General features: G+C 69.0%; 23 protein-coding genes. 12 read left to right on the plus strand and 11 right to left on the minus strand.

What is annotated here, in order from left to right; all coding sequences use genetic code 11:
* Positions 1–23 precede the first annotated feature (23 nt).
* Positions 24–2,657, minus strand: coding sequence for a hypothetical protein (locus ABD260_RS13060; RefSeq protein WP_344233719.1), 2,634 nt, complete (start codon positions 2,655–2,657; stop codon positions 24–26).
* Between the two features lie 179 nt (positions 2,658–2,836).
* Here ABD260_RS13060 and ABD260_RS13065 point away from each other — a divergent pair, with 179 nt between their 5' ends.
* The 3 genes from ABD260_RS13065 to ABD260_RS13075 all read left to right on the plus strand — a co-directional run bounded on the left by ABD260_RS13065 (position 2,837) and on the right by ABD260_RS13075 (position 5,835).
* The gene (locus tag ABD260_RS13065; protein ID WP_344233720.1) at positions 2,837–3,898 is read left to right on the plus strand and encodes a hypothetical protein; all 1,062 of its coding nucleotides are present in this window, start codon (positions 2,837–2,839) and stop codon (positions 3,896–3,898) included.
* A 2-nt stretch (positions 3,899–3,900) separates the two neighbouring features.
* The gene (locus ABD260_RS13070; protein ID WP_344233721.1) at positions 3,901–4,938 is read left to right on the plus strand and encodes a hypothetical protein; all 1,038 of its coding nucleotides are present in this window, start codon (positions 3,901–3,903) and stop codon (positions 4,936–4,938) included.
* Between the two features lie 72 nt (positions 4,939–5,010).
* A complete protein-coding gene (locus ABD260_RS13075) occupies positions 5,011–5,835 on the plus strand; it encodes a siderophore-interacting protein (RefSeq protein WP_344233722.1) in 825 nt (274 codons plus the stop codon).
* Between the two features lie 28 nt (positions 5,836–5,863).
* On the opposite strand, the gene ABD260_RS13080 is transcribed toward ABD260_RS13075, so the two are convergent.
* The gene (locus ABD260_RS13080; RefSeq protein WP_344233723.1) at positions 5,864–6,574 is read right to left on the minus strand and encodes a hypothetical protein; all 711 of its coding nucleotides are present in this window, start codon (positions 6,572–6,574) and stop codon (positions 5,864–5,866) included.
* A 45-nt stretch (positions 6,575–6,619) separates the two neighbouring features.
* On the opposite strand from ABD260_RS13080, the gene ABD260_RS13085 reads away from it, so the two are divergent.
* The 5 genes from ABD260_RS13085 (at position 6,620) to ABD260_RS13105 (ending at position 12,233) form a co-directional block, all read left to right on the plus strand.
* Positions 6,620–7,510, plus strand: a complete 891-nt coding sequence (locus ABD260_RS13085) for an aminoglycoside phosphotransferase family protein (RefSeq protein WP_344233724.1) — start codon at positions 6,620–6,622, stop codon at positions 7,508–7,510.
* Positions 7,511–7,522: 12 nt separating this feature from the next.
* Positions 7,523–7,984, plus strand: coding sequence for a group II truncated hemoglobin (locus ABD260_RS13090; RefSeq protein ID WP_344233725.1), 462 nt, complete (start codon positions 7,523–7,525; stop codon positions 7,982–7,984).
* 258 nt (positions 7,985–8,242) lie between these two features.
* Positions 8,243–9,313 carry a quaternary amine ABC transporter ATP-binding protein gene (locus ABD260_RS13095; protein WP_344233727.1) on the plus strand — a complete coding sequence of 357 codons (1,071 nt, stop codon included), beginning with the start codon at positions 8,243–8,245 and terminating at the stop codon, positions 9,311–9,313.
* A complete protein-coding gene (locus tag ABD260_RS13100) occupies positions 9,313–11,283 on the plus strand; it encodes an ABC transporter permease (protein ID WP_344233728.1) in 1,971 nt (656 codons plus the stop codon). The genes ABD260_RS13095 and ABD260_RS13100 overlap by 1 nt, the downstream gene beginning before the upstream one ends.
* Positions 11,280–12,233, plus strand: coding sequence for an ABC transporter substrate-binding protein (locus ABD260_RS13105; RefSeq protein WP_344233729.1), 954 nt, complete (start codon positions 11,280–11,282; stop codon positions 12,231–12,233). Before ABD260_RS13100 ends, ABD260_RS13105 begins: the two co-directional genes overlap by 4 nt.
* Before the next feature lie 55 nt (positions 12,234–12,288).
* Here ABD260_RS13105 and ABD260_RS13110 read toward each other — a convergent pair whose 3' ends face one another.
* Positions 12,289–15,123, minus strand: coding sequence for an AfsR/SARP family transcriptional regulator (locus tag ABD260_RS13110; protein WP_344233730.1), 2,835 nt, complete (start codon positions 15,121–15,123; stop codon positions 12,289–12,291).
* Positions 15,124–15,165: 42 nt separating this feature from the next.
* On the opposite strand from ABD260_RS13110, the gene ABD260_RS13115 reads away from it, so the two are divergent.
* Positions 15,166–16,026, plus strand: coding sequence for an imine reductase family protein (locus tag ABD260_RS13115; protein WP_344233731.1), 861 nt, complete (start codon positions 15,166–15,168; stop codon positions 16,024–16,026).
* Positions 16,027–16,038: 12 nt separating this feature from the next.
* On the opposite strand, the gene ABD260_RS13120 is transcribed toward ABD260_RS13115, so the two are convergent.
* The gene (locus tag ABD260_RS13120) at positions 16,039–17,202 is read right to left on the minus strand and encodes a DUF4185 domain-containing protein (protein WP_344233732.1); all 1,164 of its coding nucleotides are present in this window, start codon (positions 17,200–17,202) and stop codon (positions 16,039–16,041) included.
* Between the two features lie 146 nt (positions 17,203–17,348).
* On the opposite strand from ABD260_RS13120, the gene ABD260_RS13125 reads away from it, so the two are divergent.
* On the plus strand, positions 17,349–17,945 hold the full coding sequence (locus tag ABD260_RS13125) for a ParA family protein (protein WP_184838677.1): 597 nt from the start codon (positions 17,349–17,351) through the stop codon (positions 17,943–17,945).
* Positions 17,946–18,064: 119 nt separating this feature from the next.
* Here the strand turns inward: ABD260_RS13125 and ABD260_RS13130 are convergent, their stop codons facing one another.
* From ABD260_RS13130 to ABD260_RS13145, 4 genes are read right to left on the minus strand one after another with little or no spacing between them, the layout of a single operon-like run.
* Positions 18,065–19,264 (minus strand): ROK family transcriptional regulator, encoded by a 1,200-nt coding sequence (locus ABD260_RS13130; protein ID WP_344233733.1) that lies wholly within the window; start codon positions 19,262–19,264, stop codon positions 18,065–18,067.
* A gap of 9 nt (positions 19,265–19,273) precedes the next feature.
* The gene (locus ABD260_RS13135; RefSeq protein WP_344233734.1) at positions 19,274–20,182 is read right to left on the minus strand and encodes an oxygenase MpaB family protein; all 909 of its coding nucleotides are present in this window, start codon (positions 20,180–20,182) and stop codon (positions 19,274–19,276) included.
* A gap of 34 nt (positions 20,183–20,216) precedes the next feature.
* Positions 20,217–20,750 carry a GNAT family N-acetyltransferase gene (locus tag ABD260_RS13140; protein ID WP_344233735.1) on the minus strand — a complete coding sequence of 178 codons (534 nt, stop codon included), beginning with the start codon at positions 20,748–20,750 and terminating at the stop codon, positions 20,217–20,219.
* 43 nt (positions 20,751–20,793) lie between these two features.
* Entirely contained in the window at positions 20,794–22,089 is a 1,296-nt protein-coding gene (locus tag ABD260_RS13145; protein ID WP_344233736.1) for an NsdA family TPR-like regulatory protein, read from the minus strand.
* Between the two features lie 229 nt (positions 22,090–22,318).
* Here ABD260_RS13145 and ABD260_RS13150 point away from each other — a divergent pair, with 229 nt between their 5' ends.
* Positions 22,319–22,492, plus strand: coding sequence for a hypothetical protein (locus ABD260_RS13150; protein ID WP_165549662.1), 174 nt, complete (start codon positions 22,319–22,321; stop codon positions 22,490–22,492).
* A gap of 390 nt (positions 22,493–22,882) precedes the next feature.
* Here the strand turns inward: ABD260_RS13150 and ABD260_RS13155 are convergent, their stop codons facing one another.
* Positions 22,883–23,269 carry a MarR family winged helix-turn-helix transcriptional regulator gene (locus ABD260_RS13155; protein ID WP_344233737.1) on the minus strand — a complete coding sequence of 129 codons (387 nt, stop codon included), beginning with the start codon at positions 23,267–23,269 and terminating at the stop codon, positions 22,883–22,885.
* Between the two features lie 34 nt (positions 23,270–23,303).
* Here ABD260_RS13155 and ABD260_RS13160 point away from each other — a divergent pair, with 34 nt between their 5' ends.
* Positions 23,304–23,744 (plus strand): MarR family winged helix-turn-helix transcriptional regulator, encoded by a 441-nt coding sequence (locus ABD260_RS13160; protein WP_344233738.1) that lies wholly within the window; start codon positions 23,304–23,306, stop codon positions 23,742–23,744.
* Here ABD260_RS13160 and ABD260_RS13165 read toward each other — a convergent pair.
* Together ABD260_RS13165 and ABD260_RS13170 are read right to left on the minus strand one after the other, a co-directional pair.
* On the minus strand, positions 23,741–24,790 hold the full coding sequence (locus ABD260_RS13165) for a GNAT family N-acetyltransferase (protein WP_344233739.1): 1,050 nt from the start codon (positions 24,788–24,790) through the stop codon (positions 23,741–23,743). The two genes, ABD260_RS13160 and ABD260_RS13165, sit on opposite strands and share 4 nt — an antisense overlap.
* Positions 24,791–24,809: 19 nt before the next feature.
* Positions 24,810–26,258, minus strand: a complete 1,449-nt coding sequence (locus ABD260_RS13170) for an MDR family MFS transporter (RefSeq protein ID WP_344233740.1) — start codon at positions 26,256–26,258, stop codon at positions 24,810–24,812.
* Between the last annotated feature and the right edge of the window lie 59 nt (positions 26,259–26,317).

Below are 26,317 nucleotides of genomic sequence, written 5' to 3' on the forward strand. Positions count from 1 at the left end.
AGCCGCGGGTGGGATGGCGGGGGTCAGCGGTTGGTTTGGAGGTTGGCGGGTACGGCGGGATGTGCCGGGCGGCGATCGGCCGGCCGGGTGCTGGCCGTCTGGGCGGCGTGCGGTAGGCCGTGCTGGGTCGCCGACGGCCGGGCGGCGCCGGGGTGAGCGATGCCGGCCTGGGCGGTGTTGACGCCGAGGCGGGTTTGTACCCACTCGCGGAAGCCCGGGTCGGCGACCCGGATCTGGTGACCGGTGCGGGTCAGCAGACCGCGCGAGACCAGCTTCTGGGTCGCTTCGTCCAGCGACCACCGGTCGGGCGTCTCGGACCGAGCCGGAATCTCCATCCCGCGCGCACCATGTGACGCGGACCGGGCGAGGACCTGCTTCTGGGCCGCCGAGCAGTTGTACCAAGCCGCGTTGTAGAGCGCCTGGGACTGGGCGTTCAGCTTCGCGGTCGCCGCGACGGCGACGTCCACGGTGATGCCTTCGCGCGGGTCGGCCAGCTCAAGCGCCGCGCCGGCCAGCGTTCGCAGCCTGGTCGGAATGCCGTTCGCGGCCTCGATCAAGGACTCCACCGCCGCGGCCTCGTACCTGATCCCGGCCCGCTCCAGTGGATAGGTGAGCGCCTCCCGGAGCTGGTCCGCGCTCAGCGGCTGGAGCCGCCGGACGTCGAACTCGGTGACCTCGTCGGTTTCCGTCCCGTTGCGCCCACCGGAGGCCTCGAGCAGCCGGGAGGTCGCTTCCTCACCGCCGGCGGCGATCAGGAACATCGGCTGTCGCTCCTCGCGCAGGTTCGAGGACAACTCGGTGAGGGCGATCAGGTCGTCCGCCGAGGCGGCGTCCAGGTTGTCCACCATCATCAGGATCGGCTTTCCTTCCGGACCGGCCATCGCGCCGAACTGCCCGGCGACCTCATTCAGCGTGGTCCCCACGGAGTCCTTGGTGACGCCCTCCCAGGCGGTGTGCACGCCGACCTTCGGAAAGGGAGAGATACCGAGCCGGATCTGCGCGGTGTTCATCGAGTTCCTGGTCCGGATCGCCATCCGGGTCAGCTGCGTCTTCAGCTCTTTCACCTGGTCGTTCGGGAAGCGTCGCCTGATCGCGTCCATCTCGGACCGGACGGCACGGATCACCCGGGCCTCCAGCGACTCCCGCCGGGAAGCGTCCAGCCGGATGGTGATCCAGCCCTGCCGGTCGGCCAGCGCTTTGGTCCGGGCCAGTTCCTGGCTGGTCCCCATGCCGGGCGGACCGGTGAAGAGCACCGACGTACCGCCCGGCAGCCGCTGGTCGAGCGAGATGGGCCGGCCTTTCCGGTCGAGGCGGTCGACCTGGTGGACGAGCTGCCGCGAGGTACCGAACACCTGGTTCACCAGCGCCCGGTCGCCGGTCGGATGCGCCGGCGCGAGGGTGGGCTGTGCGCGGAGCTGTTCCAGCCGGCCCGGCACGACCTCCGTGATCGGTGTCTGCCCGAGGTAGTCGTTCAGCCAGTCCTGCAACCCCCGGTCGGGGATCGTGACGTATTGGCCGGGGTGGTCGCGGAGCAGGCCACGCGCGACCAACTGCTGACGCGCCTCGTCGATCGCCGGCCAGTGGTCGTCACCGGCGGCCGCCATCTCGGCCGGCATGTACAGCCCGTTCGGTCCCTGGGCCGCGACCCGGGCGAGCAGATCCTTCTGTGCGTGGCTGGTGTCCTTGTGGTCCCACGAGCCCTGGTACCACTCGGCGGCGTCGGCGTAGACCTGCGCGGCCGCCAGGGCGGCGGCGCTCTCGGTGATGCCGAGCGCCGGGTCACGGTATCCGAGCGCCGCTTCGGCGAGCGTCCGGAGCCGGGACGCGTCGCCGTTGGCCGCCTCGAGCAACTGCTCGACGGCAGCGTGCTGGTACGGGATGCCGGCCGCGGTGAGCGGCTCGGTCAACGCCGGCCGGAGCTCGTCGTCGGTGAGCGGCCCGAGCTCGCGGATGTCGAACTGGTTGCTGATCGTGGTCGCGATGCCGGACATCCGGCGGGACGCGGTCATCAGCGCGCTGATCGACATCGCGCCACCGGCCGCGACCAGCCAGACCGGGCGGTGCATCACCTCGATGTGGATCGCCAGCTCGTTCAGGCCGGCCTGGTCGTCCTCGGTCGCCCGGTCGACGTTGTCCACCAGCAGCAGGATCGGTTTGCCGTCCTCCTCGGTCAGCGCCGCGAGCTTGTCGGCGAAGTCGTTCAGCGTGGTACCGAGGTTGTCGTACGCGGTGGTGTCCTTCTCGCGCTTGGCGACGAACTCGACCGGAATGATGCCGCCGCCGACCCGCCCTTCCCAGCCCATCCGGGTGTCGCGGCCGCTGCGCGTCAGATCCCGGACCGTGGTGCTGAGATCCTTGACCGCGCTGCCCTTGTAGCGGGACCGGAGCAGATCGAGGTTCGCCCGGACCGCGGCGGTGAGCTGGTGCTCGATCGGGCGGACGGCGGACGCGTTCAGCCGGATCGCGGTCCAGCCCTGCCGCCGGGCCAGGTCCTCGGCCTGCATCAGCTCCGAGGTCTTCCCCATCCCGGGCGGGCCGGTGTAGAGGATTGCCCGGCTCTCGGGCAGCGTCTCGCCGAGGGAGATCGGAGTGCCGAGCTGGTCTCCCCGGCGCAGGAAGTACGCCGGGTGGCGGACCGTACCGAAGACCTGGCTCATTGGTCCAGAGTGCGGACCGTAGCCGTCCCCGACACGGGCTGTACATGACCGGCCGGTTAACAGTCGGGTCCTGGTAGTTGAATCGGCCGCCCGCAACTGGTCTATCCGGCGCGGCCCGATCGCGCAGACTTCGGCCGGAATGCTTGGCGGCGTAACGGGCCGCTGTCACGCTCAGTTGCATGCGAATGATGCGAGCCCTGCCGCCGCTGACCGCGGCGCTCCTCGCCGTACCACTGGCGGGGCTGTTGCCGTCCGGCGCCGCACAGGCCGCGCCGGACCCGAACCTGACGATCACTCAGGTCTCGCTGGACCGGACCTCGGTGGCCGTGTCCGGCCTGAACACGTACCCGATCAATGTCACCGTGAAGGGCGGCTACCGCTCCAGCGAGCCCGGTGACCAGAACCTGGTACTGAACGTCGTCCTCGACCGCACCGGCGGCGCGGGACCGCGGAAGGACATCGTGTCGGCGGACCTGAAGCGGACCAGCGGCACACTCGCGAACGGCACCTGGACCGGCCGGCTGAATGTCGCGTCGACCGCGAACGGCACCTTCAAGGTCGTCGGCGTGATGACCGGCCCGTACGGTGCGCCGGACCCGGGTACGCCGGTCGACCCGACGCCGTACGCCGGCCAGACGATCACCGTGAAGGGCACGAACCTGCCGCGGATCAGCGCGTCCGTGAATCCACGGGTCGTTCCGTTCGGCAAGCCGTACACGATCACCTGGGCGGTGACGAACACAGCCACCGGCAAGCCGTACGGGAGCCGGATCCCGATCGGTCTCGGAGTGGATGTGCCGTGTGCCGAAGGTGGCAGCCCGATGTACCGAACCGGCACGAACGGCGTGATCACCAAGGCGTACACGGCGAACGACGCCGGTGCACTGAACTGCGCGCACATCATGGCTGACCCGTACTACATCGCCGGCCAGTGGCTGTTCCCGGCGCGACCGACCGCCGTAGCGGCTGCGCCGTCGAAGGCCAGTGCCCCGGTCGGAACAGTTGTCCCGGTCAACGGTTCGGTCGCGTACATGACCGGCTCGTGTCCGGTGCAGTTGCAGCGGCTGTACGGGCGGACCGCGTGGCGCACTGTCAGCAACGGCAAGGTCAGGCAGTCCGGACGGTTCACTGTGAACGCACAGCCGTCGTACAAGGGCGTTCTCACGTACCGGGTGTACGTACCCGCGTGTCAGCCGTTCGTCGCAGGTGTCAGCAAGAGCTTCTCCATCCGAGGGACGTGACGATGAGAACCAGACGCGTACTGTCAGCGCTGCTCGCCGTGCCGATGCTGGGTATCGCCTTCGCTCCACTGGCGGCGTACGCGGATCCTGATCCGGATCTGCACATCACCTCCGTGACGCTGAACAAGACCACTGTCGCTGTGAGCGGACTGAACACGGCTCCGGTCACTGTGACGGTGAAGGGTTCGTTCGAGGTGGAACCCAACACCTCGGTGAACGTGTACCTCGAGCGGACCGGGGGCAGCGGGCAGGAGCGGACGCTGATCTCCACCAACCTGCCCCGGTTGAAGAACGGTACGTGGAGCGGCGTACTGAACGTGCCGTCGACGGCGAACGGTACGTTCAAGGTGACCGGGGTGATGACCGGTCCGTTCTTCCCGGGCAGTGGCAGCATGACCACGCCGACGCCGTACGCCGGTCCGTCGCTCGCGATCACCGGCACGCACCAGCCGAAGATCACCGCATCGGTGACACCGAAGTTCGTGCCGTACAACAAGCCGTACACGATCAAGTGGGCGGTCACGGACGCGCAGACCGGCAAGCCGTACGGCAGCCGGGTGCGGGTGGTACTCGGCATCGACAACACCTGCGCCGAGTATTTCGGCCCGGGCTACACCAACCTCACCGACACGAACGGCGTGGTGACCAAGGCGTACACCGCCGCCGACGCCAACGCGGTGAACTGCCTGCTGCTGCCCGGCAACCCGGCGTCCGTGGGCGGCCTCGGGCTGGTCGTGCTGCGGCCGTACATCAAGCCGACGGTGACCGCGGTGCCGTCGCGTACCAGTGCGCCGGTCGGAACCGTCGTACCGGTCAACGGGGCGGTGCACACCGTACGGGCCGGGTGCGCGGTCAACCTGCAGCGGCTGTACGGCGCATCGGCGTGGCGCAACGTCAGTACGGGCGCGGTCCGGTCATCCGGCCGGTACACCGTGAACGCGCAACCGGCGTACAAGGGCTCCATCCCGTACCGGGTGTACGTACCGGCCTGTGCGTCGATCGCGGCAGCCAGCAGGACGTTCTACATTCGCGGAACCTGATCGTCCTTGGGGCGGGTGAGTTAGGCTTACTTAGGTAGACCTAACTTTTCCGCCCGAGAGGACCGTGGTCGCGTGACCAGCCCCGCACCCCGCCGTAATCGCGTCTGCAAGCGCGCCGTCGTTCGCCGCACCGAGCGGATCACCCCGCACATGATCCGGGTGGTGCTGCACTCCGACGACTTCGCCGACAACGGTTTCAGCGACCACTACGTGAAGCTGCTGTTCGGCAAGGACGGCGTCGAGTACCCGGAGCCGCTGGATCTGGGCGTAGTCCGGGAGACGTACCCGGCGGAGCAGTGGCCGACCATGCGGACGTACACGGTCCGTAGCTGGGACGAAGCCGCGCGGGAGCTGACAATCGACTTCGTGCACCACGGCGACGAGGGCATTGCCGGGCCGTGGGCGGCTTCGGCGCAGCCCGGTGACGTGCTGTGGTTCAACGGACCGGGCGGCGCGTACACGCCGGACGCCGCGGCGGACTGGCATCTGCTGGTGGGCGACGAGAGCGCACTGCCGGCGATCGGTTCCGCGGTCGAGCAGTTGCCGCCTGGCGCGCGGGCGACCGTACTGCTCGAGGTGGCGGACGAGACCGAGGAGCAGAAGCTCGGAGACGTCGACGTGCGGTGGTTCCACCGGTCGAGCGCGTCCGGCGACCGTGGTGACGCCCTGGTCGCCGCGGTCGAGGCACTGGACTTCCCGGCCGGGACGCCGCACATCTTCGTCCACGGCGAGGCCGGTTTCGTCTTCCGGATCCGGAAGAACCTGTTCCAGCAGCGCGGTCTCTCCCGCGACCAGGTGTCCCTGTCCGGCTACTGGCGCCTCGGCAAGAACGAGGACGGCTGGCAGGCCGAGAAGGCCGACACCGCTCGCCGCGAACGCGAGTCCGCCGCGTCCTGACGCCGACCATCCGGCGCCGCGTTGTTGGCTATGCGGTGGACTGACGGCGGTTGAGTACGTCGATCAGCGTCTCGGCCTGATTGGTCGGCAGTACCCAGTCCTGTCCTTTGGCCTGCAGGATCACCGCTGGTCCCGGGCTGGCGGCCGCGTGGGTCACCGCGATCGGGAACTTCAGCCGCTCGGCCCCGGAGAGCGAGAACTCGTACGTGCCGGTGACGTCGCTCAACGGGTACGTCTGGAACTGATGCTCGGAGCGCGGCACCGGATGCGCCTGGATGGTCACGTTGTCCGCGCCGACCAGAACCGCGGCCAGTGGGATGCCCCGCAGCCGGAACACCAGCTCGTACGGCGTCTCGGCAAGCTCCGGGACGAACGGAACCAGCAGCGTCCGGTCCGCGAGCCGGGCCAGCGCCAGGCCGGCCACGATGCCGGCGATGAGCCCCGGCAAGGCCAGCACCGCCGGCCACCACACGCCAACCGCCAGCGGGAACAGCGTGATCATCAGCCCAGCCGCACCACCGAACAGCCCAGCCACCGCGTTCCACCACCGCGGCTGATACCGATGCCGCCGCAACAGCACCACGCCGGCCACCAGCATCGCCAGCGGCACCACACACCCGGCCCACGCCGCCACCGGCCCACTCGCCGCGATCAACGCGACCACCACCAGCAACCCCACCGGAATCCCGACGTACGTAACAGCCACAACCCGCTGCACCCGCCGATGTCTGCTCTCCACGGGAAAACCCAAGCACATGCCCGCGGAACCGCTTACTGTGCCGGTGTGATCGAGATCCCCGCGAAGCTGATCCGGAACCATCGGGAGAAGGGCGCGGAGTGGCTGGCCGGGCTGCCAGCGGCGGCGGAGCGGTACGTTCGCGAGTGGGAGCTGACCGTCGACGGCGCGCCGATCAGTGGCGAGGCCTCGCTGATCCTGCCGGTCGTCCGCCGGGACGGCGCGGCCGCGATGCTCAAGCTGCAGCCGGTCAATGACGAGACCGAGGCCGAGGCGCTCGCGCTCCGGACCTGGAACCGCGACGACGTGGTCGGCGTGCTCGAGGACGACCCGGAAACCTCGACCTTGCTGCTGGAACGCCTCCAGCCGCGTACGCTCGACGACCTGCCTGACCCTGTCGAGGCAACCCGCATCCTGGCCGAATTGCTGACTCACCTGAGCGCCGTGCCCGCACCGCAGGGCGTACGCCGCCTGGGGGATGTCGCCGCCCAGATGATCGAGGACGCACCCCGCTGGCTCCCCCGGCTCACCGACCCGGCGGAGCGGCAGCTGGTACGCCGGTTCGTTGATCAGGTACGCGAGGTGCTGCCCGAGTCCGGCGACCGCCTGCTGCATTGGGACCTGCACTACCTCAACGTGATGGCCGCTGACCGGCGTCCGTGGCTGGTGATCGACCCGAAGCCGCTGGCCGGCGATCCGGCGTTCGAGCTCTTCCCGGTGCTGTGGAACCGCTGGGACGATCTGGTCGAGACCGGTGACGTGGCGCAGGCGATCCGGGACCGGTTCGCGCTGATGCTCGACGTGACCGGGATCGACCGCGATCGCGCGCTGGCCTGGACCGCGGGCCGGATCCTGCAGAACGTGCTCTGGTTCGCCGAGGACGGCGCGACCCGGCTGGAGGACGAGCTCGCGGCGGTCGCGGATGCCCTCTTCGTGTGATTACATGATTACGTGACAACTCCGACGCTGTACGAGTGGGCCGGCGGCCACGATGCGCTTCGCCGGCTGACCGAGGTCTTCTACGATGCGGTGCTCGAGGACCCGGTCCTGGCGCCCGTCTTCGCGCACATGAGCGAGAACCATCGCGAGCATGTCGCGCTCTGGCTCGGCGAGGTCTTCCGCGGCCCGAGCACGTACACGGACGAGCTAGGCGGCTACCCGGCGATGCTCGCCCACCACCTGAACCTCGGGCTGACCGAGGAACAGCGGTCCCGCTGGGCCGCGCTGATCGTCCAGAGCGCGGACCCGGCCGGCCTCCCGGACGATCCCGAGTTCCGCTCGGCGTTCGTCGCCTACATCGAGTGGGGCACGCGGATCGCGCTGGCCAACTCCCAGCCCGGCGCGACCCCGCCCCCGCAGGCGCCGGTCCCGCACTGGGGCTGGGGCGAGGCACCGCCCTACCAGCCCAGCTGACACCCCGGCGGGAAGCCCTGGGACCGCGCGTTGGGTACAGTCGCGGTCAGCCAGTGCCCCGTAAGCGATGTAGCTTGACGCTATCGGCGCCCAGGCACGCACCTCGCGGCACTTGCCCAGCGCCCACGATGCTCCGCATCGAGGCCACTGACCAAGCACCCCGATGCACGCACCTGGACACCGCTATCGTTCAAGCTACATCGCTTACGGGACACTAGTACGCGCTGTATCCGCCGGCGGGGATGCGAGGGTTTACCTGTGACCGCTCAGCTCGAATACCCCGACGTGCAGGACGCCGATGCGCTGTTGTCCGTCCAGGGGCTGTGGAAAGTGTTCGGCCCGAAGGCCCAGCGCGTGCCGCGGCAGCCGGACCTGGCCGCGCTGGACCGGGCCGGCCTGTTCGCGAAGACCGGGTGTACGGCGGCCGTCCGCGACCTGAGTTTCGACGTCGCACCGGGTGAGGTCTTCGTCGTGATGGGCTTGTCCGGCTCGGGCAAGTCCACGCTGGTGCGCTGCCTGACCCGGCTGATCGAACCGACCGCGGGCAGTCTGTTGTTCGAGGGCGAGGACCTGCGCGCGGCCGACGAGAAGCGGCTGCGCGCGCTGCGCCGGAGCAAGTTCTCGATGGTCTTCCAGCATTTCGGCCTGCTCCCGCACCGCAAGGTGATCGACAACGTCTCGTACGGCCTGGAGATCCGCGGCGAGAGCAAGCCGGACCGGCGCCGCCGCGCCCAGGAGGTGATCGACCTGGTCGGCCTGGCCGGCAACGAGAACTTCTACCCGGAGCAGTTGTCCGGTGGCATGCAGCAACGGGTCGGCCTGGCGCGAGCGCTCGCGAACGACCCGGACGTGCTGCTGTTCGACGAGCCGTTCTCCGCGCTGGACCCGCTGATCCGGCGCGAGATGCAGACCGAGGTGGTGCGGCTGCACCGTGAGGTCGGCAAGACGATGGTGTTCATCACCCACGACCTGTCCGAGGCGCTCAAGCTGGGCGACCGGATTCTGCTGATGCGCGACGGCGCCGCGGTGCAGCTCGGCACCGGCGACGAGCTGGTCGGTGCGCCGGCCGATGACTACGTCCGCGAGTTCGTCAGCGAAGTACCGCGGGCCGACGTACTGACCCTGCGCTGGATCGTCCGCGACCCGCGCCCGGACGAGCCGCTGGACGGGCCGGAGCTCGACGCGGACGTGCTGGTCCGGGACGCGACCCGGCCGGTGCTGGAGGCGAGCCGCCCGGTCAAGGTCGTCGAGGGTGGCACGCTGCTCGGGGTGATCGGCGACGAGGAGATCCTCGCCGTGGTCGCGCCGCCGAACCACCAGCCCGCCTGATGACGGCGATCACCAGCGACGCCGAGATCGAGGTCCGGCGGCCGCGGCGAAGCGTGGTGGCCGGCGTCCTGCTGGTCGTCTGGGTCGCCGCGTACTTCCTGCTCCGCGGTATCGACACCCTCGCGCTCGGCGGTCAGGACACCACCGCGCTGCACCGCTGGCTGAACGATCATCGGTACGACCTCGGCCAGGGCAACGTGCTTTTCGGCGGGATCCGGATCGCCGTCGGCAACTTCGTCGTCCTGCTCCAGGACCTGATCTCGCAGCCGTCGTTCGACCGCCCGGTGCCGGTGATCGGCTGGCTCGGCGTGGTCGCGCTCGCGGCGTACTGCGCGTGGGCGTTCGGCAACTGGAAGGTCGCCGTCCTGACCGCGGCCGGCTTCGGGTTCATCGGTCTGCAAGGGCTGTGGCAGGAGAGCATGGACACGCTCTCGCTGACCATCGCCGCGGTGCTGCTGTCGTTGCTGGTGGCGATTCCGCTGGGCATCTGGGCCGGGCTGTCCGATCGCGCGTTCAAGGTCGCGACGCTCGTCCTCGACCTGATGCAGACCCTGCCGACGTTCGTGTACCTGGCGCCGCTGACCCTGTTCTTCGCGATCGGTCCGGCCGCCGCCACGATCGCCACGCTGATCTACGCGGCGCCGCCGGCCGTCCGGCTGACCGCGCACGCGATCCGCTCGGTTCCGCCGGAGAGCGTCGAGGCGGCGCGCTCGCTCGGATCGACGCGCGGGCAGACGCTGACCAAGGTGCTGCTGCCGATGTCGCGGTCGACCGTTGTCGTCGGCATCAACCAGACCATCATGGCGGCCTTGTCGATGGTGACCGTGGCCGCGCTGATCGACGCACCGGGCCTGGGCCAGACCGTACTGACGGCCCTGCGGACGCTCGATGTCGGTGTCGCGTTCAACTCCGGCCTGGCGATCGTCGTACTCGCGATCGTTCTCGACCGCGTCACCACCGCCGCGGGTGATCGCCCGTGGCGGACGGCGAACATCAGGCGGCGGATCCTGCTCGGCGTGGGAGCTGTCGGCGTACTGGTCGCGATCTGGTTCTCGCACACCTACGTCTGGGCGGCCGAGTTCCCGTCGGACGGTGTCCTCGGTGCGCGGATCGCCGCAATCACCACCAGCGTGTCGAACTGGGTGCAGGATGTCTTCGGCGGCTTCACCTACGGCGTACGCGACGCGGTGACGAACGCACTGCTCAACCCGTTCGAGGGCTTGCTCACCGGCTCGCCGTGGTGGCTGGTCGCAGCCGTCGTCGTCGCGCTGGCTGCCGTCCTCGGTGGCTGGCGGGCGGCCGTTCCGGCGGCGGTGTGTACCGGACTGCTGGTGGCGACCGGGTTGTGGCAGGACAGCATGGTCACCCTCGCGTCCACGCTGATCGCGACCGTCGTGGTGGTCGCGGCCGGGCTCGCGCTCGGAGTGTGGGCCGGGCGGAACCACCGCGTCGACGTCTGGATCCGGCCCTTACTCGACGCCGGCCAGACGATGCCGCCGTTCGTGTACCTGGTGCCCTTCCTCGCATTGTTCGGCAGCAGCCGGTTCACCGCGATCGCGGCCGCGGTGGTGTTCGCGGTCCCGGTCACCACCAAGATCGTTGCCGACGGCATCAAAGCGGTCCCGGTCGCCACCGTCGAGGCGGCGAACTCGGTCGGCTCCAGCAGCTGGCAGGTGATCAGCAAAGTACAGCTGCCGGTGGCCCGGCGGGCGATCACGCTGGCGATCAACCAAGGCCTGATCTACGTCCTCTCGATGGTCGTCGTCGGTGGCCTGGTCGGCGCCGGCGCGCTCGGGTACGACGTGTCCGCGGGCTTCGCGCAGAGCGACCTGTACGGCAAGGGATTGGCCGCGGGGCTGGCGATCGTGCTGCTCGGTGTGCTGCTCGACCGGGTGACGCAGGCGGCGGCTCGCCGGACCCAGAACTATCAAGGCTCCAATCGAATCAGAAGCAGGGGAGACAAGCGGTGAAGAGACTCCGGTACGCCGGTGTGCTGACGGCCGTCGCGCTCGCGCTGGCGGGCTGTGGTGGGCAGAAGATCGCCGACGACAAGCCGGCCGCCGGGGGCAAGGACTGCGGCACCTTCAACCTGACCGTCAGCCCGTGGGTCGGGTACGAGGCGAACGCGGCCGTGGTGTCGTACGTCGCGACCAAGGACCTCGGCTGCAAGGTGGTGAAGAAGAACCTCAAGGAGGAGATCGCCTGGCAGGGCTTCGCCACCGGCGAGGTGGACGTGAACCTGGAGAACTGGGGGCACGAGGACCTGAAGAAGAAGTACATCACCGAGGACAAGGTCGCGGTCGAGGCCGGTTCCACCGGAGTCAAGGGTGTGATCGGGTGGTACGTGCCGCCGTGGATGGCGGCGAAGTACCCGGACATCACCGACTGGAAGAACCTGAACAAGTACGCCGGGTTGTTCAAGACGTCGGAGTCCGGTGGCAAAGGGCAGTTGCTCGACGGCGATCCTTCGTACGTGACCAACGACGAGGCGCTGGTGAAGAACCTGTCGCTGAACTACAAGGTCGTGCAGAGCGGCAGTGAGACGGCGCTGATCCAGTCGTTCCGGGACGCGGAGAAGAACAAGCGGCCGCTGCTCGCGTACTTCTACGAGCCGCAGTGGTTCTTCAACGAGGTCAAGCTGGTGAAGGTCAACCTGCCGAAGTGGACGGCCGGCTGTGACGCCGTGCCGGCGAAGGTGGCCTGTGACTACCCGCCGTACGACCTGGACAAGATCGTGTCGAAGAAGTTCGCCGACTCGGGCAGCCCGGCGTACGACCTGGTCAAGCGGTTCAAGTGGACGAACGAGGACCAGAACGCGGTCGCGCGGATGATCGCGGTGGACAAGCTGACGCCGGACCAGGCGGCCGAGAAGTGGGTCAAGGACAACCAGCCGAAGGTCAACGCCTGGCTGGGTCGCTGACACCACTGCCTTCAGCCCGGCGACTCACCGATCAGCGCGGTGTTCGGCTGCGCGTTCAGGCTCGGCTTTCGGCGCGGCGGATGGCTCGGTCGACGTCGAAGCGTTCGGCCGGTGGGAGCGGGACGCCGACCTGCTCCCGGAGAGCGGCCGCTTCGGCGAGCAGGTCCAGGGCGCGACCGGGTTCCTCGGTCGCGCCGGCCAGCCCTTCGAGCGCGAGCGCGATCGCCCGTTCGTCACCGATCTGACGCGCAAGGTCGAGCCCGCGCTGGTGCAGCCGGCGGGCGGTCGCGAAGTCGCCGCGCTGCTCGGCGACGTACCCCAGCTGGTTGTTGATGAACCCGATCCCGGGCGTGCCACCGACCTGCTCCAGCCAGCGGAGCCACTTGGTGAAAAGCCGCTCGGCGTCGTCCAACCGTCCCTGCCAGCGCGCGGACAGCCCGAGGCCGATCTCGGCGTACTCCTCGGCGGACTTGTTCGACTGCTCGCTCGCCAGCAGGCGGGCCTGTTCGTGCAGCTCGTCGGCGCGCGCGTAGTCGCCGGTCAGCAAGGCGATCCGGCCCAGCCCGGCGGTCCGGAACGAGACCTCTGTCCACAGGCCCAGATCTTCCGCGTGCCGGATCGCCTCTTCGAGGTATGCGGTCGCGGTCTGGTAGTCGCCGGTGATCTCGGCGGCCACGATCAAGGTGTACGCCGCCTGCAGCCGGCCCCAGTCGTCGTCCAGCTCGTCGAAGAGCTCGAGACTGCGCAGGCTGTCCCGCCGCATCGCGTCCACGTCGGCGTGCACGATGTTGAGTTGCGCGCGGGTACTGAGTGCCGCCGCCACGCCCCATTGGTCGTCGCGGGCGGTGAAGCCGGCGATCGCTCGGTCGATGCGTTCCATCAGTACGACCGGGTCGCCGTACGCCCAGCGGGTCATGGTCAGGAACCACCACGCGTCCGGGTCGTCGCCGATCCCTTCCAGCGCCCGATCGCCCGCCGTGGCGACGTCCGTGGCGTCGGCGTCGGTCGCGGTCATCCCAGCCAGCCAAACCACTGCCCTGGTACGAAGAGCCGGCTGCTGCTCCGGTAGGGCGATCGCCGCCGCCAGAGCACGACGTGCTTCACCGTACCGGCCGCGGAGGTACCAGTACCAGGCGAGCGCGTTGACCAGCTCCAGCGATGGTGGGATGACCCGGAAGTTGGCCGCCTCCTGGTCGAGCCGGCGCAGCCAGACCCGCTGACCAGGTCCATGCAGCTCGGCCTGCTGAGCGAGTTGCAGGTAGTAGGTCGCGTGCTTCTCGCGGGTAGCAGCCACTTCACCGGCCTCGGTCAGCCGCTCCAGGCTGTACGCCGCCACGGACTCCAGCAGGTGGTAGCGGCCGGCTGTTGCTGCTACGAGCGACTTGTCCACAAGTGCGAGCAAGACGTGCTCCGGTAGCTCACTCACCTTGGCCGCAGCCTCCAGCGAGAACGTACCGGCATGGACTGCGAGTCTGCGGAGCATCTGCCGCTCCTCGTCGGTCAGTAGCTCCCAGCTCCAGTCGATGGTCGCTCGCAGCGTCCGTTGACGTTCCGGACCGGCTTTGCCGCCGGACAGCAACCGGAAACGGTCGTCCAGTCGTTCCACCAGTCCTTGCACACCCAATGCGCGTACGCGGGTTGCAGCCAGTTCGAGTGCGAGCGGGATGCCGTCCAGGCGGTCGCAGATCGCTGCTACGCCTTCGGTGACGCCGGAGCGTGCTTGGAACAGTTCTACCGCTGCGGAGCTCGTCAGGGGTGGTACGTCGAGTACCTGTTCACCGGTCAGGCCTAGCGGCTCTCGACTGGTTGCCAGAACGCGCAGACCGGGTGCCTTGGCGAGGAGGCTGGCGACGAGGTCTGCCAGGTCCAGGTGTTCGCAGTTGTCGATGATCAGCAGGAGCTGTCTGGTGCGGAGTGAGTTGAGCAGGCGTGGGAGGAGGTCAGTTGACTCGTCGCGGAGATCCAGCGCGGTCGCTAGCGCCTCCAGTACGTCGTCCTGGCGTAGTGGAGCGAGCTCCAGCAGGCGTACGTCGGTGGTGTGGTTGCGGCCGAGCTCCAGGGCCAGGCGGGTCTTGCCGACCCCACCTGGTCCAACCAGGGTGACTAGGCGGTTCTGGGCGAGCTGTTGTTGTGCAGCGGCTAGTGCGTCCGCTCGGCCGATCAGGTCGTTGAGTGGAGCGGGCAGCGCTGGGCCGCGCCGGAGCGACGGCTCGTGGCGGAGGATCGCCTGGTGTAGTTCAGCCAGTTCCGGTCCGGGGTCGGCGCCGAGTTCGTCTGCTAGGACGGTGCGCAGGTCTGCGTACGCCCGGAGCGCGTCGTGCTGGCGTCCCGCGCGGTAGAGCGCTCGGAGATGTACGGCGTGCAGGCGCTCGTCCAGTGGCCGCTGCTGAATCAGTGCGGTCGTTTCCGGGAGTACGTCCTCGCCACGACTGGACAGGTCCTCCAGCGCGGTCAGGTACAGGTTGTCCAGCCGGTCCCGTTCGGCGCGGGCGAACTCGTGGTCGGGCACATCCGCGTACGCCGGACCGCGCCACAACCCAAGGGCCTCGCGCAGCCGGCCAGTACGGACGTACTGCTCGAAGTTGTTGCTGTCGACAACACCAGCGGCCAGCGTGTACCCGGCGGGGCCGTGCTGGATCAGCGCACGGGCGCCCGGCTCGGCGCGGTTCAGTGTGGTACGCAGCTGGGAGACGCGGGCCTGCAGCGTGCCGGTCGCGCTGCGTGGCGGCCGGGTGCCCCACAGGTCGTCGATCAGCCGGTCCGCGCTGACCGGGCGGCCGTGGTTCGCCAGCAGGTCGAGCAGCAAAGTGCGGACCTTCGTGTCGGGTACGGCGACCGCATCGCCGGCATCCGTCCGTACCAGCAGCGGACCGAGCACCCCGAAGTACATACCCGTAGTAAACCCGTAGTGCGTTCGCCGAGCATCGGCCGCATGAGTTCACGAGAAGCAGTGACAGTGATCGGGCTGGGCTCGATGGGGTCGATGATGGCCCGGAAGTTCGTGGCGGCGGGGCATCCGACCACGGTGTGGAACCGGACGCCGGGCAAGGCGGACGGGTTGGGCGCGGTGGCGGCTCCGACCGCGGCCGAGGCGGTGGCGGCGAGTGAATTGGTGGTGATCAGTCAGGTCGACTACAAGTCGATGTTCGAGTCGCTGGCGGACGTGGACCTCACCGGGCGGGTCCTGGTGAACCTGAGCTCGGACAGCCCGGAGCGGTTGCGTGAGGCGAGCCAGTGGGTGGACGAGCGCGGTGGTGTCCTCGTCACCGGCGGCATCATGGTGCCGCCGCCCGGGATCGGGCAGCCGGGCGCGTACGTGTTCTATGCCGGGCCGAAGCAGGCGCTGACCGACCACCAGTCGACGCTCGAGGTACTGGGCCGCGCCGACCACATGGGTACCGACCCCGGCCTGGCGATGCTCTACTACCAGGCTATGCTGAACATCTTCTGGAGCACGCTGATCAGCTACTTCTACTCGGCCAGTCTGGTCGGCAGCGCCGAACAGCTCCGCCCGTACGTCAGCACCATGCTCAATGACCTGACCGAGGACGGCCCGATGGGCTTCCTCCGCATCCTGACCACGTCGATCGACACCGGCGACCACCCCGGCGGCGACAACAACCTGCACATGCAGGCGGTCGGTGCCGAACATGTCCGCCAGGCCTTCGCCGAAGCCTCCTTGGACACCACCGTCCCTGCTGCCGTCGCCGCCCTCTTCGCCCAAGCCGACGCGGCCGGCCACGGCCCCGCCGGCCTCAGCGCCCTGGTCGAACTGATCCGCAAACCGAGTTAGCCGGTGCCTGGCCTAGCGCTCGCGGCCGGTTTGTGGGCGTGGTGCGGTACGGCCGCGCCCACGAGGTGCCTCGGGCGTGCTGGGGGTTTCGGCTTCGAGCTCGACCCGGACGAATCGCGGGCGGTAGATGGAGGTGCCGCCCGCGCGGTACAAAGCCTGCGGATCCATGGTGTTGACGTTGTAGCTGATCAGGAGCGAGCCGTCGCTGCTCAGGTGCGGCTGAACGTGCGAGTTGTACGTGAAGACCTGTGGGTCCGTGCCCGTCTCCGGTGTCCGGTAGAGCTCGACCGGACTGCTGAACGGTCCCGTGGGGGCAGCCGCGGTGTAGCCGAGAATCCGGGGATTGAACGCCTCGCTGGTGTCGTGCGTGACCAGCAGGTAGCCGTCCTTCCAGGGCGTCACACTGTGTTCGTTCGCCACACCGCTCAACACCCGCGCGGAGGCTGCCTCCTCCCTCGACCAGTCGTCACCGGTCCAGTACTCCCATGGCTGCGCGGCCAGATCGGCACCAGGTACGCGGGCAATGTGCAGGTACTTGGCATCATCAGCTTCTTCCACCCCGTACACGTAGGTGGACTCCTGTTCTTCCAGCACCCAGGCGGACCATTGGATATTCGCATTGGACGGCAGCGGTATGAGCTCCTTCAGCGCCAACGTCTCGCTGTCGAAGCGCGCGAGGTTGTTGCCGGCCCACTGCCAGTCCCACTGCCCCTCGCCGGTGCGCTGGAGTCTGAGGGCCATCACGTCGAGGTTCTCACCGTTCAGCGTGCGGCCACCGAGCCAGTACCAGCCGTCGGCCGGGGAGGGGATCAGCGGGGCCGGCCACTCTTTCGTACCCCCGGTGACCGTGTGGATCGACGCGTCCGCCTCCTCGACGACGAAGGAGTTGCTGACGAACGCCGTCGTCGCGGGACGGGAGCCGTCGGCGTTGACCGGACCGACGAAGGTGTCGGAGAACGCCCAGAGGACGCGACCGTCCGGAAGCCGCTGGGCGTACGTGCTGTCGCCGCCGGTCCACCCTTGCCCGCTGTCGCTGTACGCGTTGAACACCGCCTCGGGCGCGGCATGCGGAATCGCCGCCACCCGCCAGGCTGCCGCGGCCTCGGCCCGGGCTGCCCGGTCCCGCTCACGACCGGGTTCAGCGCGGCCGGATGGGACATCGGCTGAGGTCGGCATGGTCCTACGGTCACACATTGCCGGGGCCGCGAGCAGACTGAAGTGGGCTTGAGCTTGTTCACATGGGCCGGGGGCAACTATCACAATGTGAATCGGCAACGCCGACGACACGCCGGAATTCGGGCTGGTCCGGGTAGATTCTTTCCATGATCATCGTGACAGCTGCACTGAAGGGCGGGGTCGGGAAGACAACCACGTCGGTGTACTTGGCCGCGCTGGCATCTTCCAACCGTCGCACATCCACCCTGGTCGACGCGGATCCGCAAGGCAGCGCCGCGGACTGGATCGCCGACTCCGACGACGAGCACCTGAACCGGATCGAGATCGCGGAGGCACCGACCGAACGGCTGCTGACCAAGGCGCTGGACAAGGTGCCGCCGGAGGGCATCGGCATCGTGGACATGCCGCCGTCCCACGAGCGCCTGCTGAACAAGGCGCTCGAACGGGCCCGGATCGTGATCATCCCGACCCGCGTCGGCGGCGTCGAGACGCCGCGGGTGAAGGCGGTGATGGAGCTGGTACCCGATCACGTGCCGGCCGGCCTGGTGATCTGCTCGGCGCGGACGTACACCCGCTCGTACCAGGAAGCCATGCAGCACTACGCGGCCGAGAGCATCCCGGTCTGGGGCACCATCCCGGAGCGCGTCTCGATCACTGCGGGCCCGACCGGCCCGCTCGCCACCGACGGCCTCGACTCGTACAAGAAGGTCTGGCGCAAAATCCTAGCCGCCGCCCGCACCTAACCCCGCCCCCGCCCAGCGCCCATTTGAGAGGTTCACCTCTCAGATGGACCCTTCACCTCCCGCATCCGGGAGGTGAAGGGTCAACCGGCGAGGTTCACCGCTGAAATGGCCCCAGTGGATCAGCGGGTCAGCGGGGGTTCGGCGCGGACGTAGGCGCGGATCACCGTCGCCGCCGCGCCGCGGGCCCAGTCGTCGAAGGTGTGCGAGCGGAGCATCAGCCGGCAGTTGCCCGCGGCGCCGAAAGCGTGGTCGGCGAAGGCGCGGCGCATCCGCTCCTCGTACAGCTCGTACTCGGCGACTCCTTCGCCCGCGATCACGACCACTTCGGGGCCGACCAGGTTCACCATCGCCGCCAGCGCCGCGCCGATCACCTCACCGGCGCGGTTGAACGCGGCACCGGCCTGCGGGTCGCCCGCGTGCGCAAGCTCGATCGCCCCGGCCAGCTCGAGGTCCTGCCGGCCGGTGGTGTCCCGAATCCTCGCCAGGATCGCATCCGACGACGCGACGGTCTCCACACAACCACGCCGGCCGCAGGTACACACCAGCTCGCCGGGCGCGAGCGGCAGATGGCCGAGCTCGCCGGACACTCCGTACGCACCCGACACCACCTCGCCGTTGATGTACAGGCCGCAGCCGATCCCGGAGCCGATGGTCACCAGCGCGAACGAGTCCGCGTCCACGCCGACGCCGAACCAGTGCTCCGCGACCGTCAGCGCGCGGACGTCGTTGGACACCACGATCGGCAGACTGACCCGATCGCCAAGCAGTTCCGCGACGGGCACGCCGCGCCAGCCCATCAGCGGCGAGTCGCGCACCACGCCGTTCGCCGCGTCGACATCGCCCGAGACCGCGATCCCGATCCCGGCCAGCGGGCCCGCCACCGCCGTACCCGACTTGAGTGCACCGATCAGGCCCTTCACATGCTCCGCGAGCCGGTCGATCACGGCTTCCGGGGCGGTGTCGTCGAGTTGCTCGTGCCGTACGTTCAGGATGCCCGCGGTGAAGTCGGTGGTCACGCCGATCAGACTGGCCGGCGTCAGCTTGATCCCGATCACCGAAACGCTGCTCGGTACGACGGTCAACGGACTCACCGGCCGCCCGAGGCCGACCTGGCTGTCCTCGTCCGCGGGCGCTGCCTGATCCGTCACGAACCCGGTCTCGATCAGCGGCGCCACCGCCTTGGTCACCGCCGCCTGCGACAGCCGCGTCCGGCGCGCGATCTCCACCCGCGGGATCGGGCCCTGCGTGAGGATTCGGGTCAACACCTCGACACCCGCCGGCGTGGCCAGCGGAAGCGGACGATGAGGACGCAGCGGCACAAGAACAACCTAGGGCACGGCGGGTGCCGCGGTGCGGCCTTCCAGGCTCGGTGAGGCAAGGGCCCAGCGGATGGTCTTGGTGAGGCCGTCGCCGGCCGCGCGGACTACAGTGCGCTCGGCCAGTGGAAGGTACGGAAGCCGGAGCGGCAGTCTGGTCCACCACGGGAGCAGTCCGACCGCAGCAGCAGTCAGTACGCCGTACGCCGGTCTGACCGCCCAAGGCACGGGCGGGTGAATCAGCATGAAGCGGGCGGCCTGGCGTGCTTCCGCTGTGCCGCGGAGCTCGGGCTGGTAGTCCTTCAACAGCTGCTGCAGCTCGACGACCGTGGTTGGTGGGTCGATGACACCTAGCTTGCGAGCTACTAGCGCAGCGTCCTCAACGTACAGGTCCTGCTCTTCAGCAGTCAGTGGATGCGCGCCGTACCGCTGGTGCGCCAGCAGGAAGCTGTCCACCTCCGCGACGTGCACCCACTTGAGCAAATGCGGGTCCGACGCCCTGTACTTCACCCCACCCGGACTAGTACCCCGGACACGTTCATGTACGGACCGGACGTGCGCGATCGCCTCCTCGGCATCCGGTACAGCACCGTACGTCGTGATGGCCAGGAAGTAGCTCGTACGACGCAACCGCCCCCACGGGTCACCGCGATACCCGGAGTGCGCCGCCACCGCGGCCATCGCGAGCGGATGCAGCGACTGCAGCAGCAGCGCGCGCAGTCCACCGGCGAACATCGACGCGTCGCCGTGCACGCGCCGGATCGGCCGGTCCGGCGCGAACCAGCGCGGCCCGGGCGTGTTGTGTACCCGGTCGCGCTCGGCGTACGGGTCCGGGCCGGCGACCTTCGTCAGGATCATCCGCGCGAGCCCGTCCCGCAACGGGTTCAGTGCAGTCAGCGGAGCAGAACTGGTGGCGGCCATGAATCCAGTCTCCCCAGCCCGCCAAGCGCCGCGATCAGGCGGGCGCGTACTCGGCTTCCAGCAGCGAGTACAGCAGCGAGTCCCGCCAGCCGCCGTTGGTGAAGACATGGTCGCGAAGCTGGCCCTCGTACGTGAACCCGAGCCGTTTCACGACCGCGATCGAGGCCTCGTTCTCGGGGCCGATCGCGGCGGTCACCCGGTGCCGGGCCAGGGTGCCGAAGGAGAACCGGAGCAGGGTCCGGGCCGCGTCGGTGGCGTACCCACGGCCCCACTGGTCGGCGTGGATCGCGTACCCGAGCTTCGCCGTCCAGGGTCCGCTCGGCGCGATCCGGGCGAACCCGACCACGCGGTCGTCGACCGGCCGGGTGACGGCGAGCATGTAGTCCGGCCGGTCCTGCTGCGCCGATCGTTCGATGATGCCGGCCAGGTTCTGCTCGGCCTTGGCCCGGTCGTAGCTGTCGAACGCCATCCAGGTGGTGACCCGGTCGTCACCGGCGATGGCCAGGTAATCGTCGAGGTCGGACGTCCGGAATTCCCGCAGTACTGTCAGCTCGCCGCTGAGCTCCATAGCTGTCTTGCCTTTCCCCCACCGCTCCGGTTTCGGGCAGAGACTACCGGGGGTACGTCTGCATCGGCGTCCGGGTGAAGGCCTCGATCTCTTCCTGCAGCTCGCGGGCGTCCTCGGCGCGGCCGGACTGCCGCAGCGCCTGGTGGACCCGGCGGGCCGAGTGCACGACACCGTTGATCCGGCGCTCGGTCGGCAGCGTCAGCACCGGGGCCAGCGCGTCCGCCGCGCCGTCCAGCTCACCGCTCGCGATCCGGGTGATCGCCATCGCGGCGTGACTGCCGGCGGCGTCACCGAAGGCCCACTCCGGGTGGTTCTGGTCGGTGTACGCGTCCACTGCCTGGCTGGAGTACCGCTGGGCCTGGTCGACTTCACCGGGCAGCCACGCCAGCGCGTCGGCGGCGTAGTACAGCTGGCGGTTGCGGCCGAACGTGCACAGGCCGCCCATCGCGTCCAGGTCGTCGTTCTCGACCGAGTCCCAGGCGTCCTCGGCGCGCTCGAGCGCGTGCCGGGCCGCTTCCGGGTTGCCGAGCGCGGCCCAGGCGCGGGCCTCGCTGACCGGGAGCCAGACGCTGGTGGTGCTGTTCGCCTGCTCCGCGTACCCGGCGCCGAGCTGCGCGTAGCGGACCGAGTCGTGCGGGTTGCCGGCCCAGTACGAGACCAGGGACTGCAGGCCGCGGACCCAGGCCCGGAGACCGTGGTGGTCGGCGTTGTCGGCGCAGAGGAACGCGGTCCGCGCCTGGGTCAGGGCGGCGTGCGGGTTGCCGAGGTCGTGCGAGGCCTTGGCCAGCAGACCGCCGGTCACCCCGGCCAGGAAGTACAGCTGGCGGTGGTGGTCCGGGCGCTGGCGGCTCTCCAGCAGACCGAAGACCAGGTCCTGCGTCTCGACCAGCTGGCCGAGGATTTCGGGCAGGGGGCGCTGCGGGTACGCCTGGGCGGCGTGGCGTACGTCGTCATACACCTGTTCCATGGCCTCGCTTCCGAGACCGGACTGGGCCGCGAGGGCAAACGCCCTCGCTCGGCTGGCAGCCATGTCGAGAACCTCCATCTCATTACCTGTCGTGATCCGTCCACTCGCGGCAGGTGCCGGCACCACCTGGGCAGCCGGTTCGGCCTGGTACGGCGCGAGGAGTTCCTCGACCGGCTTGCCGAACATGCGTTGCAGGGTGCGCCGGGTCTGAGGAGTGGTCCCTGCGCGCTCGCCCGATGCGAGCCGCCGCAGGTGCCGCTCGGTGATGGTTCCACCCAGCTCGACGAACTCGGCGACGATCTCGGAGTAGGTCTGGTTCCGGCGCTGGATCAGGTGCGCCAGGACCGTCTTTGGCGCGTACCTACTCGCCATCGTTCCTCCCGTTCACGTCAGCTAAGACGTTGTCTCGACTCATGCCCCACGACAAGGTGCTGTCCCCCAGATGTCCGCGAGAGGACCGGAAGAGGTCCGGCAAAGGTCCGGTCCAGGTCCTAGAGCGGTCACGTTGGGCTCGTGCACCATTACTGCCATGACAACCAGTAAGTCCAACTGGTTGCAAGGCCTGAGAGTTACGGGGTGAGAGGTAGTGAGCATCGCGGAAATGACGTCGAGACAGCACCGGCGCAGAGTCCGGGTCTGGTTCGGCGAGCACGTGATCGCACAGTACGTCGCGGAAGCGCCACTGGCCGCCCGCTACGAGCAGGCGATGCGGCGCCGTTTCGCCGGTCTGAAGGTCACCAACGACCTGCTCGGACCGCTCGACTCCACCGACTGAACCATCCACCGGAACACCTTTAGCACCCATCTGCGTCCGGGTCCTCCTCAGACCCGGTTGCTGCACCCTGGAGTCTCCTCACGTTCAGGGGCAGTTCGGAAGGTTCGGGGCACTCCTCAGTCCCGGACACCACACAGGTGCGGTCCGGGGCACTCCTCAGCCCCGGACCGCGCCGCCCACCGGCCCGGCTGGGCTTGGCGGCTGAGTTCCCTGTATCGCCGCCGCCCAGCCGTTCCAACCACCTCCTGGCCGACACCTCGGGCCAGGCAGGGCCGAGTGTCCTGGGCGGTAGGACACCGGAGGCTCCCGACACCTCACCGGGAACCTCCCCCTTGAGGTGGCTGGGCTCCGAGTGTGACCGCCGCGCCTGGGCGGTCACACTCGGAGCCTTCACTTCAGGTTGCCGGCCATCCGGCGCAGTACGCCGACGGTGGTCAGGTACTCCTGACCGGAAATGCCCGCCGTGACCTCGCGGCGGTGCGCCTGGACCTTGACCGTCAGGTCCGCCAGGGCACGCGACCCGGCCGCCGTCAGCTCGTCGCCGGTCAGCCACTCGCGCTCGACCAGCGGATTCGTCACCGCGGCGAGCCCGGCCGGGTCGTCGTCCAGGAACGGCGCCAGCGCCACCGCGATCGGCTGCCCATCCGCGGCCGCGTTCAGCGCCTGCCACTGCCGGCGGGTCAGCCCGTCCGCCGCGAGCACCCGCTCGAACGCCGCCTCCAGCCGCCGGTCCACCTCCTTCAGCCACCACCCGATAGGCTTATTGTCACCCGACATATACATGTCAACAAGCATATAGTTGGAAGTGGACATGGACAATACCGATCGGCCTGACCCGGTTGCGGCGGTTGAGGCGGCGATGGTTGCGATCCGGCGGCGGCAGACCCGGCGTACGTTCGCGGTGCAGGCGGGCGGACCGGATCCGGTTCAGGAGGTGTTGGATGCGGTTGAGGGGGCGGGGGATGAGGCGATCGGGGTGAATGGTGTCGCGGTTGCGCTTGGGGTTGATCAGCCGCGGGCCAGCAAGCTGGTTGCCGCCGCGGTCGCGGGTGGGCTGCTCCGGCGCGAGGCGGACCAGGCGGACGGCCGCCGTACGAACCTGGTCCTCACGTCAGCCGGCCACGACCAGCTGGCAACCGTCCACGCCTACCGTCAGTCCCGCTTCGCCGCCGCGATGGCCGACTGGACCCCCGGCGAACGAACCACCTTCGCCACCCTCCTGACCCGCTTCGTGACCACCCTGGACCGCTAGATGTCCGCTCCAGGTCCGCTCTTCGCGAAGTACACAGCGAAGGGGGCGTCCGGCAGGATCTGAGTGGCGTCGGTGGACCAGCCCTCTGCGTGGATCTCGCCGAGGTAGCGCATGCCCAGCCGCCGCATCACCGCCTGCGACGCGGTGTTGACCCGTTCGGTGAAGGCGACCACCGAGCGAGCGCCGAGGGTGTTGAAGGCGTAGTCCAACCCGGCTCGCCCAAGCTCGGTCGCCAACCCACGACCGCGAGCTGACTCAACCAGCGCCCAGCCGAGCTCCAGCCGGTCACTGGCCCAATCAGGTCCGGCGAGCGCGGTGATCGCCTCGGTGGTCGGCGAACTCGCGGGAAGGCGGGAGAGCCCGCCGCGTCCGGCCGCGACCTCGCCCTCGCCCCGCGCCACGGCTCCGCTGGTGCGCTCATACGCGACCCATTTGCCGGCCCCGTCGCGTTCCCAGTCCGACTGGTGCTTGAGAGCCTGTTCGGCTGCCTGGTCCGCGGTGAGCGACCCGTCGTACCACCGCGCCACCCACGGGTCGGCGAAGATGCGCTCCAGGTCCGGTGCATGTCCGGGGAGGACCCCGTTCGGTCCGGTGATCGGTTCAAGCCGGAGGTGTTCGGTGAACCTGGTGCGCACGGTGTGCGCGACCAGGTCCCGCAGCCGCCGATCGCCATCGGTGCGATTGACCATCAACAGTTCGAGGTCATCCGGTCCAGCCCAAGCAGATGCGTCGTGCTTCCCGGCCTCCAGCACCGGCCGGCTGAGGTCGCCGTCGACCGTGATCAGGAAGTCGAGCTCGCGGCGTACCCGCCCCTGCCACTCCCATTCCCAGTCCGCGACCGTCCAGACGATGTCGCGGACCATCCAGCCGGTCTCCTCCTCGACCTCGCGGACGAGCGCCTGCTCCGGCGTCTCCCCCGGCTCCAGATGACCACCGACGATGTCCCAGATCCCAGGCAGCAGCCGCCGGTCGGGCGTGCGCCGGTGCAGGTACACGCGCTGCCGCTCGTCCCGGATCAATGCACCAACACAGTCGACAGCACGCATGCGCATCAACCTAGTAGTACTAGCGCAGCGGCCGTTCGGTGATGCGGTTCGGCATGAACAGCACGGCCACCACCAGCAGTACGGCAGCCGCGGCCGCGCCGTAGTACACGTCATGCACGGCGGGAGCGAGTACGCCGGCCGGGACCTTCTCCAGGTCAGCGTGCTTGTCGCCAAGCCGAGATGCGACCACCGCGTTCGCCACCGCCCCGAACAGTGCAACCCCGACCGCACTGCCGACGGACCGCGAGAACATGTTCGCCCCGGTCACCACGCCTCGCGTCTGCCAGTCCACGGACGACTGCGCCGCCACAACCGACGGCGACGCGGAGAACCCGAGCCCGATACCGATCACAAAGCACGCGGCAGCCAGGTGCAGTACGGAGCTGTCCGGCCCAACCATCAACAACAGCCCAGACCCGAGTACGACGATCACCGCGCCGAGCGTCATCGTGGTCCGGAAGCCGACGCGCAGATAGATACGCCCCGCGAGCGACGCCGCGATCGGCCAGCCCAATGTCATCGCCGCCAACGCGAAGCCGGCGACCAGCGCTGACGTACCCAGCACGCTCTGCGCATACAGCGGCACGTACGTCGACAGTCCGATCATCAACAACCCGATCAGCACCGCCGCCGAGTTGGCCGAGTTCAGTACGCGCTGCCCGAGCACCCACAACGGCAGGATCGGCTCCGCGGCGCGACGCTCGACCAGTACGAACGCCACCAGCAGCACGACCGCCGCGGCCAGGATGACGATGCTCGTCGTCGAGCTCCAGTCCCACATCACGCCGCCCTCGAGCAGGCCGAGCAGCAACAGCGAGCCGCCGACCGCGAGCAGGATGGCGCCGGCGTAGTCGATCTGGTGCCGGGTCTTGTCGCCGATCTTCTCGTCGAACTTGCGCACCAGCACCCACGCGGCCGCGACGCCGAGCGGGATGTTCACGAAGAAGATCCACCGCCAGGAGATGTAGTCCGAGAACACGCCGCCGAGCGTCGGCCCGACGAACGACGAGATGCCCCAGACGCTGGCGAGGTAGCCCTGCACCTTGGCCCGCTCGGCCAGCGTGTAGATGTCACCGACGATGGTCATGCCGATCGGCTGGATCGCCCCCGCGCCGAGCCCTTGGATCAGCCGGAACGCGATCAGCGCCGGCATGCTCCAGGCGAACCCACAGAGCACCGACCCGAGCACGAACAGCCCGACGCCGAGCAGCATCAGCGGCTTCCGCCCGCGCTGGTCGGCGAGCTTGCCATAGATCGGCACCGACACCGCCTGCGCCAGCAGGTAGATCGAGAACAGCCACGGGAACTGGGTGAAGCCGCCGAGGTCGGCGACCACCGACGGGACGGCCGTCGCCAGGATCGTCGCATCGATCGCGACCAGCCCGACACTCAGCATCACGGCCAGCAGAATCGGCCCCCGCTCGGACCGGAGTCCCACTCCGGTCCGGTCGATTCGCGTAGTAGTCATATTACTGGTCAATGTATGTGAGGCGGCAACAATTCCCCACCGGGTTATCGCCTGCCGGA

The organism is Kribbella hippodromi (assembly GCF_039531045.1).
Taxonomy (GTDB): Bacteria; Actinomycetota; Actinomycetes; order Propionibacteriales; family Kribbellaceae; genus Kribbella; species Kribbella hippodromi.

Coding starts and splice junctions, on each gene's coding strand:
- ABD260_RS13155 (WP_344233737.1), bottom strand. CDS start 23,269: ATGTCGGGTGACAATAAGCCTATCGGGTGGTGGCTGAAGGAGGTGGAC.
- ABD260_RS13100 (WP_344233728.1), top strand. CDS start 9,313: ATGACGGCGATCACCAGCGACGCCGAGATCGAGGTCCGGCGGCCGCGG.
- ABD260_RS13070 (WP_344233721.1), top strand. CDS start 3,901: ATGAGAACCAGACGCGTACTGTCAGCGCTGCTCGCCGTGCCGATGCTG.
- ABD260_RS13060 (WP_344233719.1), bottom strand. CDS start 2,657: ATGAGCCAGGTCTTCGGTACGGTCCGCCACCCGGCGTACTTCCTGCGC.
- ABD260_RS13065 (WP_344233720.1), top strand. CDS start 2,837: ATGCGAATGATGCGAGCCCTGCCGCCGCTGACCGCGGCGCTCCTCGCC.
- ABD260_RS13145 (WP_344233736.1), bottom strand. CDS start 22,089: ATGGCGAGTAGGTACGCGCCAAAGACGGTCCTGGCGCACCTGATCCAG.
- ABD260_RS13160 (WP_344233738.1), top strand. CDS start 23,304: ATGGACAATACCGATCGGCCTGACCCGGTTGCGGCGGTTGAGGCGGCG.
- ABD260_RS13150 (WP_165549662.1), top strand. CDS start 22,319: ATGACGTCGAGACAGCACCGGCGCAGAGTCCGGGTCTGGTTCGGCGAG.
- ABD260_RS13135 (WP_344233734.1), bottom strand. CDS start 20,182: ATGGCCGCCACCAGTTCTGCTCCGCTGACTGCACTGAACCCGTTGCGG.
- ABD260_RS13165 (WP_344233739.1), bottom strand. CDS start 24,790: ATGCGTGCTGTCGACTGTGTTGGTGCATTGATCCGGGACGAGCGGCAG.
- ABD260_RS13115 (WP_344233731.1), top strand. CDS start 15,166: ATGAGTTCACGAGAAGCAGTGACAGTGATCGGGCTGGGCTCGATGGGG.
- ABD260_RS13110 (WP_344233730.1), bottom strand. CDS start 15,123: ATGTACTTCGGGGTGCTCGGTCCGCTGCTGGTACGGACGGATGCCGGC.
- ABD260_RS13120 (WP_344233732.1), bottom strand. CDS start 17,202: ATGCCGACCTCAGCCGATGTCCCATCCGGCCGCGCTGAACCCGGTCGT.
- ABD260_RS13170 (WP_344233740.1), bottom strand. CDS start 26,258: ATGACTACTACGCGAATCGACCGGACCGGAGTGGGACTCCGGTCCGAG.
- ABD260_RS13125 (WP_184838677.1), top strand. CDS start 17,349: ATGATCATCGTGACAGCTGCACTGAAGGGCGGGGTCGGGAAGACAACC.
- ABD260_RS13140 (WP_344233735.1), bottom strand. CDS start 20,750: ATGGAGCTCAGCGGCGAGCTGACAGTACTGCGGGAATTCCGGACGTCC.